Genomic DNA, 19,026 nt, shown 5'->3' with positions numbered 1-19,026 from the left:
GTGGCCGGCGGCACCCTCCGCCCCACCGCCCGTGGCTGGGCGCTGCTCGTGTCCGGAGCCGTCCTGTCCGGCGGGGGCCTCGGACTGGGTTACCTGGCGCCGGGCGCGCTGGGGGCGCTCGCCTTCCCGGTCGTCGCGCTGGCCATGGCCCTCGCCGGCCGCCTCCCGCCCACCCGGGTCGGCCGCCGGATCACGGCGCCGCGGGTCCGCGCCGGAGAACCCGTGACCGTCGTCCTGGACGTCACGGCGCGGAAGGGCACCGGGCGGGCCACCGTCGCCGAGCGCGTCACCGGGGTCGGGGCGCCGGTCGTCCTGCCTCTGGGCCCGGCCCACGCCAGGATCCGGTATGAGCTGACACCCCAGCGGCGCGGTGTGGTGGAGGCGGGGCCGCTCAGCCTGGTCCGCACCGACCCGCTGGGGCTCGCACGCGCCGTCCGGGCGGCCGACGACGTGCCGGTGCGGCTGCTGGTGCATCCGCGCCACCACCACCTCGCCCCCGTGCCCGCGGCCGGCGGCGGGGGCCGGGACACATCGTCGGCGTCGGTCCGGGCGTCCGAGGGGGCCTTCGCGGGGCTGCGCGAGCACGCGCCCGGCGACGACGTCCGCCAGATCCACTGGCGGACGTCGGCGCGCCGCGGGCGCCTGATGGTCCGCGAGCACGCCGACTCCGCCGGCACGGGCATGACCGTGCTGGTCGACGACCGGTACGGTCCGGACGAACTGGACCTCCTCGTGGAGGCCGCGGCGTCGATCGTGCGGTCCGGGCCGGACGTCCCGATCGAGTTGCGGCTGGCCGGCGGCGCGCGTTCTCCCGCCGCCGCGGGCGTCACCGCGCACCTGGACGTGCTCGCCGAGGCGGTGGCCCGGCCCGGCGCGGACTTCCCGGCCGCCTGCGCGGGGCTGCGCTCCGCCCCGACGGGACGCGCGATCGTGCTGCTGTCCACGAGCGCGGCGGACGAGGACACCGCCGCGGCCATGCGGCCGCTCGCGGCGCGGCACACCGTCTCGCTGGTCGGCCTGATCGGCCCTGGGGACACCGGCGGCGGGGGCCTCGCGCCGCCCGCCGGGGTCCGGCTCCTGCGCGCGGCCGATCCGGCCGGCTTCGCCGAGCGATGGAACGAGAGCCGATGGTGGGCGCAGTGACCCGGGTCCGGACCGCGCTGTCGTCCGCCGCCGTCGCGCTGGCGGCCGTCGCGTCGGCGCCGCTGCTGGCGGTCGGGTACGACCGGCCCCTTCCCGCGTTCACCGTGCTGGCGCTCACCGCGGCCCTCGCCGTCGCGGTGACGTCGGTGGCGTACCGGATGCTGCGCGGGCTCGGACCCGCCGCGATCTCGGCGGGGCTGCCCGTGGCCGCGGTCTGGCTGGTCGCCCTCGCCTCCTGGGCTCCCGGGCCGGTCAAGGGCCCCGTGCCGGCCGCCGTGGACGCGGTGCTGCACTCGGGCGCCCGCATCCTGACGACCTCGCCGCGGGCTCCCGTGACCGTGGACCTGCTGGCCTTCCCGGTGGCGGCGGTCTGGCTGGCCGCGGCGATCGCGACGGTGCTGTGCCGCGAGGGCCGCGTCCTGCCGGCGCTGCTGCCGGGTGCGCTGCTCCTGTGCGGGGCCACGGCGCTCAACCCGCAGGCGGCCGGGCCCGGCTACTGGGCGGCCGCCCTGGTCGCCGCGGGCGGCGCCGTGCTGCTCGCCGCCGCGCCGCAGGTCCGCCCGGACACCGCGAGCGCCGGGTTCACCGTGCGCGTGGGGGACCCGGCGGACGCGGGGTCCACGCCCGCACGGCGACGGCCGCGCCCGCGCATCGGCGCGGCGGTGGCGGCGGTGGCCTGCGCGGCGGCCCTGCCCGGCGCCGTCGCCGTGGTCGGCGGGTCCGGCGTGCTGGAGGACTGGCCGGTCAAGGCGGCCGACCCCCGCCGGGCCGCCGGGCCCCCCGCGGCGCCGGCCGAAGAACGCAACCCCCTGTCCTACCTGTCGGCGTGGTCCGCCGATCCCGATGTGCCGTTGCTGAGCGTGTCGGGACCGAGGACGGAACTGCGGTGGGCCGTGCTCTCCGAGTTCACCGGGCCGAGCTGGCTGCCCGACAACACCTACCTTCCCAGCGGGGCGAGCCTGCTGCCTCCCGTCGACATGCCGCCGAAGACGGTGCGGACCAGGATGCGCGTGTCGGTCGGCACGTTGCCCGGCGGCTGGGTGCCGGTTCCCGGTGTCCCGTCCCGGGTGGACGGCCTCGCGGTCCAGCAGGACGAGGACTCCGGCAGTCTCCTGTCCTCGGACGGCCCGGTGGCCGGGCGGAAGTACTCCGTGACGGGCGACGTCCCGGAGTGGAGCGGATCGCAGACGGCCGAAGCCACGATCGCCTCCGGCGAGGGATACCAGCGCTACCTCCGGTTGCCGCCCGGTGCTCCGCCGAAGCTGGAGGAGATCGCCCGCAGTGCCGCCGGGGACGGCACCGCGCACCAGCGCGCCTCCCGCCTCGCCGCGTACCTGCGCGCCTCCTACACCTTCAAGCCGGGCGCCCCGGGCGGTCACGGCTACGCCGAACTCACGAAACTGCTGGTCACTCCGGGCCGCCGGGGCGGAGGCGCGACGTCGGAGCAGTTCGCCAGCGCGTTCGCGGTGCTGGCGCGGGCCGCCGGGCTGCCGAGCCGGGTGGCGGTCGGCTTCGGGCCGGGAAGCGGCGGCCGCGACCGCGTGGTCCGTACCGGCGACGCGGTGGCCTGGGGCGAGATCTACTTCCGGGACCTGGGCTGGGTGCCCTACGACCCGAACCCGCGGGAGCGTTCGCAGGCGACCCCCCAGACCGGTTCCGGGAAGCAGGTCGAGGAAGGCGGCGACCAGCCCGACGGTCCCGACGCCCAAGGGCTCGGTGACCAGGGCGGTGCGGGCGGCGGCGGGCGCACGGGTCCGGGTTCGCGCGCGGAGAGCCTGTTCGTTCTCCCGGCGCTGGCCCTGCTGGCCTTCCTGCTCGGCACCCCGATGCTGGGCGCGATCCGGTTCCGCCGGCTGCACCGGGGCGCCGCGCCCGACCGGATCCGGGCGGCCTGGACCGAGCTGCTGGTGGCGACGCGCGTCGCGGGCCTGCCCGTTCCCGCGTCCGCCACTCCGGTCGAGATGGCGGGGCGGCTCGCGCGGGAGCTGCCGCGCACCGACCCCGAACGGCTGCGCCGGGTGGGCGGGCTGGTGAACGCCGTCCGCTACGGGGGCTCGGTCACCCCGGAGGACGCCGCGTTCACGGTCGCGGAAGTCCGTTCCGTGACCGTCGCGTTGCGCCGCTCCCGGCCGCTTCCGCGCCGGCTGCTCTGGTGGTGGGACCCGCGCGCGCCGCTGTGGGCGGCTCAGCCCGCCCGCCTGCCGCGGTGAGTGCAGACGGGCTTGGCGTAGGCGACCCGGTCGACGTCCAGCACGGCGACGACCGTCAGGCAGTACTCCACGCTCGGGTTCAGGGCGAGGATCACGGCCTTCGCCGTTCCCGCCGGCACGTTGGCCATGGTGGACGGCGTGCGCCCTGTCGGGCCGCCGACCACGTAGTACGCGGCCTTGCCGCCGGTGGCGTCCCGCCAGCTGATCTCGATCGAGACGCGGCTGTCGACGATCTGGACCTGGCTCGGGCTGTACCTGTTCTCCGGCCGCACCGCCGTCGGGCTGGACGTGGGCGCCTGCGTGCCCGAGTCGGGAGCGGGCGAGGTGGGGGCGGGCCCCGGCGAGGTCGGGACGGGCACCGGAGGCGGGTCCGCACGACGCCGCTCGGCCGTTCCTGAGCCCGTCAGGAGGGAGACCGCGCTGAACACGACCGCGGCGAGAACGAGCGCCACCAGGGCCATCAGCGCGATCCCGCGACGGCGCGACCCCGCGGGCTCCGCCTGCTGCGGCGCGAACGGCCGCTGCGGTTCCGGGAACGGCACCGGTTGTTCCGGGAACGGCACCGGCTGTTCCGTGAAAGACACCGGCTGCTCTGTGAAGGGCGCCTGCGGTTCCGTGAAGGGGACCTGCTGGTTCGCGAAGGTCGTGAGCGGCTCGGCGAAGGGGACCTGCGATTCCGCGAAGGGCGTGTGCGGATGCACGTAGGACGGCTGCGCGTAGGACGTGCGCTGATCCGCGAAAGGCGGCTGCTGGTTCGCGAAGGGCGGGTGCGGTTCCGTGAAAGGCGGCTGCGGCTCCGTGAAAGACAGCGGCTGTTCTGTGAAGGGCGCCTGCGGTTCCGCGAAGTGCACCTGCTGATCCACGAACGGTGCTTGCTGATCCGCGAACGGCGCCTGCTGCTCCATGAACGGCGCCTGCTGATCCGCGAAAGGCGCCTGCGCCTCCGCGGCAGGCACTTCCCGGCTGGTGACCGGGGCCTGCGGCTCCGCGAAGTGCACCTCCTCGTCCGCGAAGGGTGCCTGCTGCTCAGGGACGGCCACCGGTGACGGATCGGGTTCCGGCGCCGCCTCCTCCCTCGGCGGCCACGGCGCGCTTTCCAGCTGAGCGTCCTGCGAGGGAACGGCGCGGAGCCCTTCCTCCAGCGCCTCGGTGAACGCCGCCGCCGTCGGGTAACGGTCGGCGGGCTCGCTCGCCAGCGCCTTTTCGAGAGCGTTCCCGAGCCATTCCGGCACGTCGTCACGCGGCACCCGGGGCACCGCGTCGTGCGAGGGACGTTCCCCGTCGGCGGCGAAGGGGGCATGCCCGGCCAGCAGGCCCCACAAGGTGGCGGCGAGCCCGTACACATCGGCCTGCACGGTCTGCGGCTGCCCCCGCAGTGCTTCCGGAGCGGCGAACCCGGGATCGATGCGTTCCCGGGCGACCGGCTCCAGGACGCCCGGCGCGGCGTGCGCGGCCAGCCCTCGTGCGGTGGCCGCACCGGTGAGCAGATGTCCCGCTTCGCCGCGCAGGATCCGGCTGGGACGGACGTCGCCGTGGACCAGTCCCTCGTCGTGCAGCGCCTGCAGGGCCCGGCCCGTCGAGACCGCGCTGCCGACCGCGTCCCCGATCGGCAGGGGCTCCGGCGCGTGAGCGCCGCCGGGGCAGTACTCCGACGCCGTGTACATCTGCCCGGTGGTGGCGCGGCCGCTCTCCAGCACGCTCACCAAGTGATCGCTGCGGGAGGCGCGTTCGAGGGCGGCCAGTTCCTCCGCCGGGGTCTCGGAACCGTCGAGCCGCACCCTGACGGCGACCGCGGCGCCGGACTCCTCGTGCACGGCGCGGTAGGTCACCGAGCCCGTGCCGCGATGGACGATCGACAGCCCGCCGTACCCGGGTATCAGGCTCGACGAGTCGCCCGCGCGGGGCCCGGCGACGCGCAGCTCGGGCGGGGGGCCGTCGGACGGCCAGGTGAACGTCGTCCCGGCGGGGGCCGACGCCCGCTCGGGCTGGGCGGCGCCGAGCAGCTCCAGCAGCTCCGCCAGCGTCAGCGGCTTGGCCGTCGCGATCACCGCCGGGGCGAACACGTCGCCGCGCTCGGTGAAGAAACCGTGGACGATCACGGTGTGGCCGCTCGCCGCCAGCCTGTCGGCCAGGAAGGGGACGCCGGCCTCGGGCAGGTCCTCGTCGAAGTCCGGCGCGAACAGGAACGCCGCCGGGGCGCGGACCTCGCCGCTCTTGGACAGGTCCCGGAGCCCGCTGGCGGAGGCGGCGTCGAACACGGCCGGGAAACGCCCGGTGGCGCGCAGCCTCCGGGCGAGGTCCGGGTGCCCTGCAACGATGAGGTTCGGTGGGGTGACCATCACGTCGGCCCCGCCTAGCCGAGCCGGCGCGACCGGGCCACCCGATGCGGGTGCCCGCGGCCTCGATCCTCGGCGGCCAGGTTCAGTCCGAGATGGTCGGACGTCGGCACAGAGACCCTCCTCGCTGACCCGTCGAGTGTAGTGCCCATCCCTACTAGACGTCCGTGCGCGGCGTCATTGCGCAACCCGGTCGCGCTCCCGATCCGCCGATCGATCCGCCCCGTCACCAGACGATGGCCGATGCGTCGCTGTCATCGTCGCCCGCAACGGCCGCGTCGTGGGTCGAGGCGATGCCGGCCTGCTGACCGGCGTGCATCTTGTGGATCATCGCTTCCGCCGCCGCCTTGCCCCTCGCGATGGCGTCCCGGTCCTTGCGCTTCCACCAGGGCGTGAGCCACATCTCGACGGGACGGGCGGTGCCGGCGACGACGGCGGCACGGCCGAAGGGCATGGTCCGCAGCTCCTCGGGGCTGAGGATCTGCTTCCCGTCGTGCTTGCCCACGAGGTCGGAGAGGTCGGAGAGGTCCTTGGCCGTGCCGGAACCACCCGAGATGATCTTGACTGTGGCGTTGTCCCACAGGGACGCCGCACCGTCCGAGCCCCACACTCTGCGAGCCTCCGCCAGCGACGTCAGGTAGACGTGCAGGCTGATGGAGTAGCCGCCGGACTCGCCCATGTAGGTGGCCAGGCCGCCGAGGGGGCAGATGTCGGCCACCTGGTTCAGCTCGATCGTCAGCGGCGGGTCGAGGCGACCGGTCGGATTCTTCATAGCCGTGCCGCGCGCGCTACGGAAGTACTGCTCGATGATGGTCGTGACGATGGGGGCGATGCCTCCCCAGTCGCTCTGCTTCTTGGAGACGAAGTACAGGGTGTTCCGGCCCTGGAGGAACTTCTTGAAGTCGAACTCCTCTCCGGGGTCCGGCGTGCAGTCGTCCAGCACCTCGGGCTGCGAGAAGCACGACATGACCTGGATCACTCCGGACCACAGGCTCTCGTTCCGCATGCTGAACTCCAGCGCCCCCGGATATCCGGGGGCGGTCCGCCCCTCGCGCTCGCCCTGGCGCAGGATCTCCAGTGCCTCCTCGCCGTTGGCCTCGTAGATCCAGCGCATCACCTCGCGGAAGTTGAGCCTGCCGATGGCACCGGCGTGCAGCAGGCAGCGGATGATGGTGACGATGCCGCTGAGCGTGCTGCCCCCCTCATGCCCGATGTCGAAACCGCTCGACTGGACGAGCGTCCCCGACCGGACCGCGCAGACGTTCGGGTCCTCGCATCCCTGCAGCGGCGACCAGCGCATCCGGTTCGGCCAGCCGGTCCAGTTGTACGGGTCGAAGACGTACACCTCTCCGAACTGCGCCCGCACCATGGCGGTGTTGATGAACGTCTCCCGCCGGCTGGACGTGACGATGCAGGGGCCGGGCGCGTCGATGGTGAACGGCGTGACGAAATGCACGTCCTTTCCCTGCCGTGGCGCCGCGACGACGATCGCGGTGTCCTCCAGAGACGCGTACAGCTTCCGCCGGGACCTGATGTCCCTCCCGATGTAGAACCCGACCTGCTCGGGTTTCACCGAGCGCGAGGGAAGGCTCTGCGTGGACGGCCGGACCTGCGCCGCCTTGCTCTGGACGGTCCGGGCACTCAGCAGCTTGCGGACCTCCCAGCCGGAGGCGAACCCCAGGCGCAGCCGGCGGAACGTCCGGTGCCGCCGCCAGTTCAGCAGAAGCCGGATAAGGATGTAGGCGCCCAGGGCCGTCGCCAGGAGCATCACGGCCAGCAGGGCGAAGAAGATGGGGGCGGACCCGAGGGCGGCGGCGGCCGCGGGCGGCCATGCACTCCGCGGATCGTTCGGATGGCGCAGGAGGTTGTAGGTGATGCGCAAACAGTCTGTCGGGCTGGAATCCGGCCACCCGCCGCCCGAGAGGACCCCGGACAACTGGCCCGCCAGCCACGTCAGGAAACTGCTGACCCCGCCCAGCAGCGCGCTCACAAAGCCAATACCTATGAAGACCACGTAAACGTCGTCATCGTCGTTACCGGCCATAGAGCCTCCTCAATCGTGATATCCCGGTGTGCCGGGATATGCCGTACGTCGCGGAAGTGGAGCGCGCGGGGCCGACACTTCCGGGCCGGGGCCGTGGCGGGCGCCGGTGCTGCGGGGATCGCCCGTGGGTCATGCCGTGGGTCATGCCGTGGTGACCCCCGAGACCTGCCAGGCGTCCCCGGCGTCGCGGGTCAGGGTGACGAAGGCGATCGCTTGGGTGGGCGTTCCCTTCCAGCCGTCCCGGCCGGTAGGGGTGACGGTGACCTCCCATTGCCGGTGGGAGGTCCGGGCGTTGTCGGGGGGCGCCCCGTCTTCGGGCGTCTGGGGCCTCAAGCGGACTCGGGCGTAGGCGCGGTGGTCGCGCCAGACCGAGGGCACCGCTCCGAGCGGTTGGGCGTCCGTCCGCGCGGCGTACTCGGGGGTCAGGTAGGGCCGGGCCCGCCGGTAGGCGTCGCCCTGGCCGCGGTCGATCGCCGCGTCGACGGTCCACATCACCTGGACGGCGGCTCGCGACACCGCGGTCGCGTCGTGCCGGTCGACGGTCTTCGGGTCGGGCAGGCCGTGGGGAGTCGCGGTCGGGGCGGGAGGAGTCGAAGGAAGGGCGGAGGGCGGGGACGTGGCGGCGCCCTCCGCCTTCTCCCGATGCGGCAGCCCGCAGCCCGAGGCGAGCAGCAGCGCGGTGACGGCCAGAACGGCGGGCCGGCCGCGGCGCCCGGACGGTCGTTCATGACGAGAATTCGGCATCATGCCTTCACCGTCTTCGGTGCGGTGAATCGGACGCCGCCGCTGAATTCCTTCTCGTCCATAGGACCGATCTTGACGACGGTGCCCGTGTACGGCGCATGGAGCATCTGGTTCCCGCCGACGTAGATACCGACGTGATGCGGGTCGGCATCGCCAGGCTTGGTGAAGAAGACCAGATCACCGGGTTGGAGGTTCGAGCGGCTCACCTTGGTGCCGCGGGAGTCCCTGAGCTGGTCTCCGGTGTAGTGCGCCAGTTGGATCTTCCCGCCGGTCGCCTGGTACACCGCGTACAAGGTCAGGCCCGAGCAGTCGAAACCGCCGCCCGTGGGGCCGTTGATATTGCCGCCGCCCCAGACATAGGGGGTCTTCAACCAGCGCTTGGCGTGAGAGATGATGCTCTGGCCGAGCGCCGACGGGGCGCCGCCGCCGAACGAGGCGCAGGACATTCCGGCATTGTTGGCCCCGCCGAGGGCGAATTTGCCGCCCGCATAGCGTTCGGCCCACGACAGCACGAGGTTCACATAATCCCAGGAGTGGTTGTAGGCGTAGATCGCCTTCCTGGTCTGGGCCGGTGCGCCGCTGGCGTGCAGGTAGTTGGCGGCACTGAAGATCGCGTCTGCCGGGTTGTAGCGGTCCTTCTGACCGTTCTTGTCCCCGTCGACCGCGTAGGCGTTGAAGGTGCTCTGCAGAAACTGCATCGGACCGCCCGCACCGGCGTAGTTCGCCCCGGAGTGGACCCCCGGCAGAGTGGAACGGCCGTGGTCGGTCTCCACCTTTCCGATTCCGGCGAGCACGTACCAGGGGATGTCGTACTTCGGTCCTGCGGCTTTGTAGAGCTTGACGTAGTTCTCGGGGATGCTGTTCGCGGGTGCCTTGGCCGCCGCGGCGACGTTCTGCACGGCTCCGGAACCGAGCGGCCCTCCGTCCGGGCCACGTTCGTAGGCCGCCGGGGCCACGGTCGGCCCCCCGGTCCCCGGGCTCGGCTTGGGCGCCGGACTCAGGAGTTCGGGGCCGTCGGGGTTCGCCGGTCCGCACACATTGGTGATGCCGAGCGAGGCCACGTTCTGGATCGCTATGAACATCACCGCGACCATGAGCACCAGAATGGCGACCACCCCGAGGCAGCCTGTCCTGAGGATGAACTTCCCCAAGCCGAAAGTCACCATCGGAGATCATTTCCGGAACAGTTGATGATGTGGCCTTCCCAGATCGGCGATGACGTTGCCCGCCCCTTCCGCCGGGCGGCGGAGCGCCGAGCCGCCACCGTCGGCGTCCTCTTCGGGCGGGCCCCGCCTGCTCAGGGCCCGCCGACCAAGACCGTGCGGTCATCGCGCGGTGATGCAAGGTGCCTCCCGCGGTCGTGCGCGTCCGGGCCCGGATGAAGCGGGTGTCGTGGAGCCGGGTGCGGCGGGTTGACGGGACCGACGCCCTGCGGACGGTCGGTCCCAGGAGTACGTTGATCTTCGCTTGCGCGGTGCCGGCGCGGTGCCGCGCGGGCGAGAGCAGAGCCGCTCGTGACTTTCCGGAGGTGGGCACCCGTGGTGCGGGCAACAGAGAGCGACGCCCTGCAGCGCGGGGGGATCGGCCTTGAGGCCCCGCCGGGCATGCCGGGCGCACCGGCGTATCCGGCTCAGCAGGGGCGGCCCCAGAGGGAGGGGTACGCCGCACAGGCGGTCATTCCAGCGGAACAAGCACCCGTCCCGAGGAGCGCCCTCGGACTGGTCACCTACAACGGCCGAGCCCCGGGACTCTGGCTCTCCTCGTGCCATGGGGGAGCCGGCGCCTCCACGCTGGCCGCTCTCATAGCCAACAGCGTGAGCGCAGGACGCTACTGGCCGACGCCCGCACCCCCGGGGCAGTCCCAGGTGCTGCTGGTCGCCAGGAGCCATGCCGCCGGGCTGTGCGCCGCCCAGGCCGCCGTGGCGCAGTGGGCCGCGGGCGTCCTCCCGAGCGTGCACCTGCTCGGCCTGGCGGTGGTGGCCGACGCCCCCGGGAAGCGTCCGAAACCGCTGGCAGATCTTCTGCGCCTGATCGGCGGCGGCGTGCCGCACCTCTGGGACCTGCCGTGGGTGGAGGCCTTCCGCCTCGGCGAACCTCCGGACCGGGTGCGGCTTCCCCCCGCCTACTCGCGTCTGGTCCGGGACATGGGCGGCCTGGCTTCCGCGTGATCGTGCCAGAGTTGCCGCCTTCCGGGCGCTTGACGATCACTTCGGCCTCAGGACCGTCCAGTACAAGTACAGAACCGTGCTCGGAAGGTGCCTCGCCGGCCCAGTCCTGACCGGCGTCCGCCCCTTTCGGAAGGGGCCTGTCGATCACGCGGGCGGCGGCGCGCCGCGGCGCGCGGCGGCGGGCTCCGGCCAAGTCGCCTACCGCCCGCGCATGGCCGGTCAGGACCTCGATCGCATCATCTCGGAGGACGCGCATGCTCGACGCGACGATCACGTGGACGGCCCACCTGCTCGACCATGCGGCAGCCCTTGCCAGGGACATCCCGAATCCCGGTCAGGGCGAGGCACCGCCGTTCGCAAAAAAGATCGAAAAGCTGCTCGGCTGGGCGGCCTGGGGCGGCCTGCTGGCCTGCGTCGCGGGTTTCGTCATCATCGGCGCCCGGATGGGGATCCAGCACAGGAAGGGTGAGGGGGGCAATCACATCGGGAGCATGTTCATCGTCGGATTCGGCTGCCTGCTCATCGTGAGCGCGGGAGTGATCGTCAAGAATCTCGCCAGTTGATGCCCGCGCCCCGACATCACCGCGCAGCGGGCGTCAGGGGCCGCGGGAGCCGGGTGCCCGCGCCAGGACGCGGGTCCGTCCTGTCCGCCGCGCTCCTCGCGCTGGGCGCCGTCCTGCTCGTGATCAGCCTTCTTCCCGCTCCCGTGCCCGAGGTCGTCCTGAGCGGGCAGCGCGGGGCGGAGGCCCTGGAACGCTCTCAACCGGCGGATCCACTCGCCGCCGGCCCGGCGCGGCTCGCGGTCGAGGCCCTCCCGGCCGCTCGGGCGCCGGGCCGGGTGGGGAGCGTCGGCCTCGCGGCACTGGCGGAACCCGTCGACTGGGGCAAGACGGAGGACATCGAGACCATCGACACCGACCCGGGCGGCAAGCTCCAGTTCGACCCCGCGACCGGTCGGATCAGGGTGTGCGACCACAACAACGACGGTCACCTCGCGCGCGGCTATGCCATCGTCGACGGGCAAGAGGTGGCCAGCGTGCGGGGGGCCGGAAAAGGCAAGTGCGACGAGATCGAGATTCCCGACTACAAGCGGACCACGGGTTCGAAGTACCAGTTCAAGGTCTGCCTTCGCCGGAGCGATTCGGACCCGGACGGCTACTGCAACACCAGTAACAGCGCCCAGTGGCCGAAGGAAGACAAGAAGAACGACTCCTGCTGGGACCTGAAGACCGATCAGGAGAAGATCGACTGCGTGGGGGGAGTGGATGAGTACTGCGATCAGTGGCAGCACAGCAGCGGGATGTTCCCGAAGCAGTGCAAAGAAGACCACTCTGACAAGAAGACGACCGTACTCAAGCCTCCCACCGGAAGAAAGCCGGATATCCACGCCAGACCCGACGCCTCGCTGCCGCGCGGTCACGCGAAGGGAGTGGGCGCGGTCACCGAACCGGTGGAGCCCATGCTCCGCTGGTTGCTCTGGACCGCCCTGGCGGCCTGCGTGCTGGGCTTCATACTCGTCGGCGGCACTATGGGGCTCAAGCACAAGCGGGGCGAGTTCGGAGCGCATGCGGTCGGCCTGGGATGGGTGATGGTCGCATGCGTCATGGCGGGCTCAGGACTGGCCATCGCCTTCGTCAGCCTTCTGCTCGATCCCTTCTGAGAAGAAAGCCCATCGTGCGCGAGTTGATCGACTTCGTTGTTCCCGCTCCGTCCGTCCAGGTGGTCACTGATGGATGACCTCCTCAACGAGGCATGGGCGTGGCTCGTCAACAAACTGCTGGACTGGGCGCTGTCGAGTTTTCAGACGTTCCTCACCTGGTGGATGAGCGACAGCGCCTACAGCGTGAACCTGGGCGGGGAAAGAGGCGGAGTTCTCTACATGCTCCGCGAGTACACCAACTGGCTGACCGCCGCGATGGCGTTCGCCGGTTTCCTCGTCGCGGCCTTCCGGATCGCGATCCAACGCAAGGGCGAACCCTTCCGGCAGGCGATGACCCAGTTCTTCGAACTGGCCGTCATCATCCTGACGCTGGCCACGCTGGTGAATCTGGCGAACATCGCCGGGGACAGGTTCTCCCACTGGATCATCGAGGGCATGGGGCCGAAGGACGACGCCTGGATAGAGAACTGGAAGAACGGCCTCGACCTACTCGGGGGCGACGAGGGCGACACGTCGTTCATTCTCGCCTTCTTCGCCCTCGCCGCGGCGCTGTCGTCGGCTATCCAGTTCGTGCTGATGCTCTTCCGGAGCGGCGCCCTGATCATCCTGGTCGGGATTCTCCCGACCCTCGCCGCGGCCAGGTTCAGCGCCTATGGAAACGCCGCCTACAGGCAGTGCGTCGGCCTGCTGGTCGCCTTCACCGCGGTCAAGCCGGTCATCGCGGTGATCGACGGCGGGGCCCTGAAGCTGATGGCGTCCGAGTACGAGGCCGACCGCCTTTTCGGCCTGGCCCTGGCCGCCGGCTCGGTGTTCGCCCTGCCGGCGACCATGCGCGCCGTGATGCCCGCGGCCACGGAAGGCCTCAGCTTCTTCGGCATCCGTCAGGTCGGCCACTTCACGTACGGCGGTACCGCGATGACCATGCGCAATCGGGCGTCCGGTCTCTTCACGGGCCTGATGGGGGGCGGCGGCGGCAGTGGCAGCGCGTCGACTCCCGTGCGGAGCACCCGACCGGGTGGAGGTTGGGGTGGATGGGGTTGGGGTGGTAGAGGCGGCGGCGGCTCAGGCGGCGGCTCGGGTAGCGGCACGGGCGGTGGCACGGGCGGTGGCACACCGACTCCCAGGCCGACCACAGGACCGGGCGGACCGGGCGGCGGACCGAGCGGTGGTTCGGGCGGCGGACCGAGCGGCGGACCGGGCGGCGGACCGACCGGCGGACCGACCGGTGGGCCGAGCGGTGGTTCGGGCAGCGGTACGGACAGCGGTTCGGGCGACGGCCGAGGATCGCAGGGCCCCTCGGGGGCCGACCCTTCTTCCGGCGTTCCCGCGTACGAGGTTCCCGCTTACGAGGTTCCCGCGCCTGACTTCTCCTCTATCGGGGGCAGCGGCAGCGAGGTTCCCAGCTACCGGCCCCCCGATACTGGCTCCTCCCCAGGCGGAAGCACCGGGCGCACTCCTCCTTCCGGGGGCGGTGGCCCGGGCGGCAGCAGCGGAAACACGGGTGGTCCAAGTGGCAGTGCCTAGGCCGAGGAATGAGGTGGGGGCGGCGTGACGTCCGACTATCGTGAACCCACGTACGGGAACTGGCGGAAGCCGGTGTCCCCCGGAATCGGGCGGCTGGGGCTGGCCGGGACGCTGATCCTCATGGTCGGGCTGATCCTCATCACCCTGATCGCGACGGTGTCGCTGGTGGTGAGCCTGGCCGGCGCCGTGGTGCTGGGGCTGGTCATGCTGCCGCTGGTCATCCAGGACGCGCACGGGCGGACCGCCCTCCAGTCGCTCACGGCACGGCTGACCTGGTGGTCGGGGCGCGCCCAGGGGTGGCACCTCTACCGTTCGGGACCGTTGAGCGTGGTCTCGCACGGCTCGTGCCGGCTTCCGGGGCTGCTCGCCCAGTCCCGGCTGGTGGAGGGACGCGACTCCTACGGGCGCCCGTTCGCCCTGGTCGTGATCCCGTCGACGAAGCACTACACCGTGGTGTTCGAGTGCAATGCCGAGGGCGCGGCGCTGGTCGACCAGAGCCAGATCGACACGTGGGTCTCCCACTGGGGGCAGTGGATGGCCTCGCTGAGCTACGAACCGGGGCTGGTCGCCGCGAGCGTGACCATCGAGACGGCCCCCGACACCGGAACCCGCCTCCGGGAGGAGATCTACGCCAACACCGACCCGAACGCGCCCGAGCTGGCGCGGCAGGCTCTGGACGAGATCGTCTGGAACTACCCGGTGGGCAGCGCGCGGGTCTCCACCCGCATCGCGGTCACCTACGCCGCCCTGCCGCAGCTCGGAGGCAAGCGCCGTGACCAGGACGCCATGGTGCGGGAGATCGGGATGCGCATCCCCGGGCTGGTCTCCGGGTTGTCGATGACCGGCGCCGGGTCCGCTCGCGCGCTGACCGCGAAGGAACTCGCCCGCGCCGTGCGGATCGCCTACGACCCGGACGCGCAGACGGTCCTGGAGGCCGCCGAGGACCAGGAGACGAGCTGGGAGGACGCCGGGCCGGTCGCGGCTCAGGAGTCCTGGGACCACTACGTCCACGACAGCGGCTGCTCCATCACCTGGGGCATGTCGGAGGCGCCGCGAGGCGAGGTGCTGTCCAACGTGATGACCGGGCTGGTGGCCCCGCACCACGACATCGCCCGCAAGCGCGTCACCTTCCTCTACCGGCCGCATGATCCGGCCTCTGCGGCCCGGATCGTGGAACGGGACCGGCGGGACTCGCGCTTCCGCCTCGACGGCGCCGCCAGCGCCGCCCGGAACGAGATCGACGTCATCAAGAGCGACCAGTCGGCTCTGGAGGAGGCCAGGGGAGCGGGGGTGATCCGGTTCACCGTCCTCGTCACCGCCACCGTCCGCTCGGCCGAGGAGCTTCCGGTCGCGGCGGCGGCCGTCGACACGCTCACGGGCCCCGCGCGGCTGCGGTTGCGGCAGATGTACGGGTCGCAGGCGTCGGCGTTCGCGGCCGCCCTTCCCCTGGGCATCGTCCTTCCCGACCACCTTCAGGTGCCGGCGCTGGTGAGGGAATCCCTGTGAAGCGTCCTGCGAAATCGGTCCCCGGCGGGGCGGCCGGAGAGCCTGCCGCCGAACAGGACGGCGGGAAGGGGAAGAAGGACAAGAAGAAGGGCAGGCCCGAGCCCAAACCCGGATTCAGGGGGTTCTCCCGCCGGGGCGGGGGCCGGGCCTCCTACGTGGAGATGCCGTCGGAATGGCGCGGTACCACGGTCCAGGTGTGCGGGCTGTGGCCGTTCGGGGCCGGGTCGGGAACGCCGATGGTGGGGGTGCCGCTCGGCCGGGAGCTGACCACCGGCGCCGCGCTGTGCTGCGATCCGATCTCGTGGTTCCAGCGGGCGAGCCTGATCCACAACCCGTCGGCCCTGGTGCTGGGCAAGCCGGGGCTGGGCAAGTCGACGCTGATCCGCAGGATGGTGGTGGGGCTGGTCGGGCAGGGGGTGTTCCCCATGGTGCTCGGCGACCTGAAGCCCGACTACGTCGACCTGGTCCGGGCGATGGGCGGGCAGATCATCAAGCTCGGCCGCGGGCTGGGCTCGCTGAACGTGCTCGACCCCGGGGCGACGGCGGGCGCGGCGGCCAGGCTCCCCGAGGCGGCGCGGACCAAGCTGGTCGCCGACGCGCACGGCCGCCGGCTGAACATGGTCAGCGCGCTGCTCACGCTGCTGCGCGGCGGCCCGATCGCCGACACCGAGCGCACCGTGCTCAACGCGGCCCTGCGGGTGCTGGACGAGCGCCACCGCGGCGTGCCCGTCCTGCCCGACCTCATCAAGGTGATCGACGACGGGCCGGAACGCCTTCGCGCGGTGACCCTCGCGCGCGGGGACGAGGCGCGGTACCGCGCGGCCGTCGACCCGCTGCACGCCTCGCTGCTCGGGGTCCTGGACGGTCCGATGGGCGAGACGTTCGCGCACCAGACCACCACCGCGATCGAGCTGGACAATCCGGGCGGCGTCTGCATCGACATCAGCGGGATCGACGACGCCGACGCCGAGTTGCAGGCCGCCGTCCTGCTCGCGTGCTGGTCGGACGGGTTCGGCTCGATCGAGGCCGCGCACGCGCTGGCCGACGAGGGGCTCGAACCGCAGCGGCACTTCTTCGTCGTCCTCGACGAGTTGTGGCGCGTGCTGCGCTCCGGGCGCGGCCTGGTGGACCGGGTCGACGCCCTCACCCGCCTCAACCGGCAGCGCGGCACGGGGCAGGTGATGATCACGCACACCATGGCCGACCTGCTCTCGCTGAGCGACCACGCCGACCGCCTCAAGGCCAAGGGCTTCGCCGAACGCGCGGGCATGGTGATCTGCGGCGGGCTCCCGCAGGCGGAGATGGCGATGGTGAACGAAGTGGTCCGGATGTCCTCCATCGAGGAACGCATGATCGTCGACTGGTCGACGCCGCCGTCCTGGAACCCCGAGCTCAAGCGGGACAGCGAGCCCCCGGGACGCGGCAGGTTCCTGGTCAAGGTCGGCGGCCGCCCCGGCATCCCGTTCAAGGTGGAGCTCACCTCCGTCGAGCGGGGCGTCAACGACACCAACAAGCGCTGGACCAACTCGACCACGAGGCCCCCGGCCGAAGCCATCTGACCTGCACGGTCGCCCCCCGGCGCCCGTCTCGCGGCAAGAGCCGCGGGGCGGGCGTCGTCGTCTTTCCCGCCCGTTTCCCGCCCGCTGGCCGCCGGCGCTCCGGCCTCACCAGATCTTGAACAGATCGTATGGATCTATTGAATATATCCATTAGGTGTTTTAGGTTGATGCGTCACGGAGACGCGTCGACACCGCAGGTCATCGCACCGGTGGTGTCCGGGACCGGCTGAGCCGTCCGCCCGGGGACGCCCGCCCTGGCTCTGCACGAGAGAAGGACCACGCCATGTCCGAGTGGACGATCGACACCACCGTCGGCGAACTGCTGCGCCGCGAGCACGGCCGCGAGGACGGAGCCAAGATCACCGAAGGGTGGCCGGACCTCGACCTCGGCACCGCCTACCGGATCCAGGACGCCCTGCTCGACCGCAAGACGAGCGGCGGGCAGACCGTCGTCGGCGTGAAGCTGGGCCTGACCTCGCGTGCCAAGCAGCGGCGGATGGGCGTCGACGTCCCGCTGACCGGCTGGCTCACCGACGCGATGACCCTGGCGCCCGGCGAGCCGGTGGCCGTGGGGGAGTTCATCCACCCGCGCGTCGAACCCGAGATCGTTTTCATCATGGGCGCGCGGCTGAGCGGCCCCGGCGTGACCGCCGAGCAGGCGATGAGCGCGGTCCGGAGCGTGCACGCCGGGTTCGAGGTCATCGACAGCCGCTACCGCGACTTCGACTTCGCCCTGCCGGACGTGGTGGCCGACAATGCCTCCGCCTGCCGGTTCGTCCTCTCCGGCCACGCCGTCCCACCCGAGGGCCTGGACCTGGCGGAGGAGCCCTGCCGGCTGAGCGTCGACGGCGACACCGTCGACACCGCGACGGGCGCGGCCGTCCTCGGGCACCCGGCCAACGCCCTCGCGCTCGCCGCCAACGGGCTGGCCGAGCGGGGGCTGGCCATCGAACCCGGCTGGATCATCCTCACCGGCGGACTCACCGACGCCGTTCCCCTGCACCCCGGCAGCACCGTCTCCGCGGCATTCGGCTCACTCGGAGCCCTGTCCCTCACCGGAACCCGCTAAGCCCCTCCGCGCCCAGCGCGCCTTCGCCCAGGAGTACCGACATGTCCTTCTTCCATCGCGGCCGCCCCAGGCGCCTCACACCGCTCATCGCAGGCGCGGCCACCGCCGTGCTGGGGCTGGCGGCCCTCACCGGCTGCGGCTCCGACGCCGGCGGTGAGGTCTCCGCCTCCGGCGCGGCCAAGGTGAAGCTCGGCGTCATCCCCATCATCGACATCGCCCCGGTGAAGCTCGGGATCAGCAAGGGCGTGTTCGCCCGCCACAAGTTGACGGTCACCACGCAGGACGCCCAGGGCGGCGCCGCCATCGTCCCCGCCGTGGTCAGCGGCGACTTCCAGTTCGGCTACTCCAACCTCGTCAGCCTGCTCGTCGCCCGCGAGAAGGGCGTGCCGGTGACGATGGTCTCCGTCGGCGCCCGAGCCTCCGAGAACGCGATGAAGGACGGATCCGGGCAGCTGATGACCGCGGACCCCGGGATCGCCAAGGTGGGCGACCTGAAGGGCAAGAAGATCGCGATCAACACCCTGAAGGGCATCAACGAGGTCGCCGTCGCCTCGGTCCTGCAGAAGAACGGGCTGAAGACCAGCGACGTCACCCTGGTGGAGGTGCCCATCCCCAACATGCCCGCCGCCCTGAAGGCCGGCCAGGTGGACGCCGCGATGCTCAGCGAACCGTTCATCACGATCGCCCAGGGGCAGGGCGCCAAGCCACTGCCGGTCAGCTACGCCGCGATGGGCGCGAACCTGCCGTTCGCCGGCTGGTTCACCTCCAAGCAGTACGCGGCCAAGAACCCCGACGTCGTGAAGCGGTTCTCCGCCGCGCTGAAGGAGTCCCTGCAGTACGCCCAGGAGCACCCGGACGAGGCGCGGGCCGCGCTGAACGGCTATCTGAAGCTGGACCCGGGGCTCAGCGACAAGGTGACCCTGCCCGGCTGGAACCCGGAGGCCGGGCGAACCGAGATCGCCCCGCTCGCCCAGCTCACCGTCGACACCGGCCTGATCGGCAGCACCCGTCCGCTGGACGAGCTGTTCGCCCGGTGACAGGACGAGTGACATGACGAGGACAT

Annotated in this window: 14 protein-coding genes; 10 read left to right on the top strand and 4 right to left on the bottom strand. The window is 72.0% G+C overall.

Features of this window, described 5'->3' with window-relative positions; translation table 11 throughout:
- Positions 1 to 1,143, top strand: coding sequence for a DUF58 domain-containing protein (locus tag BJ999_RS39555; protein ID WP_179837959.1), 1,143 nt, complete (start codon positions 1 to 3; stop codon positions 1,141 to 1,143).
- Positions 1,128 to 3,353: a transglutaminase TgpA family protein gene (locus BJ999_RS39550; RefSeq protein ID WP_179837958.1), complete on the top strand. Its 2,226-nt coding sequence runs from the start codon at positions 1,128 to 1,130 to the stop codon at positions 3,351 to 3,353. Before BJ999_RS39555 ends, BJ999_RS39550 begins: the two co-directional genes overlap by 16 nt.
- Here BJ999_RS39550 and BJ999_RS39545 read toward each other — a convergent pair.
- The 4 genes from BJ999_RS39545 to BJ999_RS39530 form a co-directional block, all read right to left on the bottom strand.
- Positions 3,329 to 5,692, bottom strand: a complete 2,364-nt coding sequence (locus tag BJ999_RS39545; protein WP_179837957.1) for a protein kinase domain-containing protein — start codon at positions 5,690 to 5,692, stop codon at positions 3,329 to 3,331. The two genes, BJ999_RS39550 and BJ999_RS39545, sit on opposite strands and share 25 nt — an antisense overlap.
- Positions 5,693 to 5,915: 223 nt before the next feature.
- A complete protein-coding gene (locus BJ999_RS39540; protein ID WP_179837956.1) occupies positions 5,916 to 7,733 on the bottom strand; it encodes a type IV secretory system conjugative DNA transfer family protein in 1,818 nt (605 codons plus the stop codon).
- Positions 7,734 to 7,874: 141 nt separating this feature from the next.
- A complete protein-coding gene (locus BJ999_RS39535) occupies positions 7,875 to 8,480 on the bottom strand; it encodes a hypothetical protein (protein WP_218935435.1) in 606 nt (201 codons plus the stop codon).
- Positions 8,477 to 9,643, bottom strand: a complete 1,167-nt coding sequence (locus BJ999_RS39530) for a C40 family peptidase (protein ID WP_179837954.1) — start codon at positions 9,641 to 9,643, stop codon at positions 8,477 to 8,479. The genes BJ999_RS39535 and BJ999_RS39530 overlap by 4 nt, the downstream gene beginning before the upstream one ends.
- 438 nt (positions 9,644 to 10,081) lie before the next feature.
- Here BJ999_RS39530 and BJ999_RS43895 point away from each other — a divergent pair, with 438 nt between their 5' ends.
- The 8 genes from BJ999_RS43895 to BJ999_RS39490 all read left to right on the top strand — a co-directional run bounded on the left by BJ999_RS43895 (position 10,082) and on the right by BJ999_RS39490 (position 19,000).
- Entirely contained in the window at positions 10,082 to 10,645 is a 564-nt protein-coding gene (locus BJ999_RS43895; RefSeq protein WP_308427224.1) for a DUF6668 family protein, read from the top strand.
- A gap of 254 nt (positions 10,646 to 10,899) precedes the next feature.
- Positions 10,900 to 11,208, top strand: a complete 309-nt coding sequence (locus tag BJ999_RS39520; RefSeq protein ID WP_179837952.1) for a hypothetical protein — start codon at positions 10,900 to 10,902, stop codon at positions 11,206 to 11,208.
- Between the two features lie 143 nt (positions 11,209 to 11,351).
- Entirely contained in the window at positions 11,352 to 12,305 is a 954-nt protein-coding gene (locus BJ999_RS39515; RefSeq protein WP_189269911.1) for a hypothetical protein, read from the top strand.
- 69 nt (positions 12,306 to 12,374) lie between these two features.
- Complete coding sequence (locus BJ999_RS39510) at positions 12,375 to 13,829, top strand: G protein-coupled receptor family protein (RefSeq protein ID WP_179837950.1); 1,455 nt, start codon at positions 12,375 to 12,377, stop codon at positions 13,827 to 13,829.
- 24 nt (positions 13,830 to 13,853) lie between these two features.
- On the top strand, positions 13,854 to 15,335 hold the full coding sequence (locus BJ999_RS39505) for an SCO6880 family protein (RefSeq protein WP_179837949.1): 1,482 nt from the start codon (positions 13,854 to 13,856) through the stop codon (positions 15,333 to 15,335).
- Entirely contained in the window at positions 15,332 to 16,894 is a 1,563-nt protein-coding gene (locus tag BJ999_RS39500) for a P-loop NTPase family protein (RefSeq protein WP_179837948.1), read from the top strand. Before BJ999_RS39505 ends, BJ999_RS39500 begins: the two co-directional genes overlap by 4 nt.
- Positions 16,895 to 17,177: 283 nt before the next feature.
- Positions 17,178 to 17,963: a 2-keto-4-pentenoate hydratase gene (locus BJ999_RS39495; RefSeq protein WP_179837947.1), complete on the top strand. Its 786-nt coding sequence runs from the start codon at positions 17,178 to 17,180 to the stop codon at positions 17,961 to 17,963.
- Positions 17,964 to 18,004: 41 nt separating this feature from the next.
- A complete protein-coding gene (locus tag BJ999_RS39490) occupies positions 18,005 to 19,000 on the top strand; it encodes an ABC transporter substrate-binding protein (protein ID WP_179837946.1) in 996 nt (331 codons plus the stop codon).
- Positions 19,001 to 19,026: the final 26 nt, after the last annotated feature.

Origin of the sequence: Actinomadura citrea (assembly GCF_013409045.1) — a bacterium.
Classification (GTDB): Bacteria; Actinomycetota; Actinomycetes; order Streptosporangiales; family Streptosporangiaceae; genus Spirillospora; species Spirillospora citrea.
This window is presented reverse-complemented; position numbering and strand designations above follow the sequence as displayed.

Bases quoted from the DNA above. Each gene is read 5' to 3' on its own strand.
- BJ999_RS39550 (WP_179837958.1), top strand. From the start codon at position 1,128: ATGGTGGGCGCAGTGACCCGGGTCCGGACCGCGCTGTCGTCCGCCGCC.
- BJ999_RS39545 (WP_179837957.1), bottom strand. From the start codon at position 5,692: ATGGTCACCCCACCGAACCTCATCGTTGCAGGGCACCCGGACCTCGCC.
- BJ999_RS39540 (WP_179837956.1), bottom strand. From the start codon at position 7,733: ATGGCCGGTAACGACGATGACGACGTTTACGTGGTCTTCATAGGTATT.
- BJ999_RS39535 (WP_218935435.1), bottom strand. From the start codon at position 8,480: ATGATGCCGAATTCTCGTCATGAACGACCGTCCGGGCGCCGCGGCCGG.
- BJ999_RS39530 (WP_179837954.1), bottom strand. From the start codon at position 9,643: ATGGTGACTTTCGGCTTGGGGAAGTTCATCCTCAGGACAGGCTGCCTC.
- BJ999_RS43895 (WP_308427224.1), top strand. From the start codon at position 10,082: ATGCCGGGCGCACCGGCGTATCCGGCTCAGCAGGGGCGGCCCCAGAGG.
- BJ999_RS39520 (WP_179837952.1), top strand. From the start codon at position 10,900: ATGCTCGACGCGACGATCACGTGGACGGCCCACCTGCTCGACCATGCG.
- BJ999_RS39510 (WP_179837950.1), top strand. From the start codon at position 12,375: ATGGATGACCTCCTCAACGAGGCATGGGCGTGGCTCGTCAACAAACTG.
- BJ999_RS39495 (WP_179837947.1), top strand. From the start codon at position 17,178: ATGTCCGAGTGGACGATCGACACCACCGTCGGCGAACTGCTGCGCCGC.
- BJ999_RS39490 (WP_179837946.1), top strand. From the start codon at position 18,005: ATGTCCTTCTTCCATCGCGGCCGCCCCAGGCGCCTCACACCGCTCATC.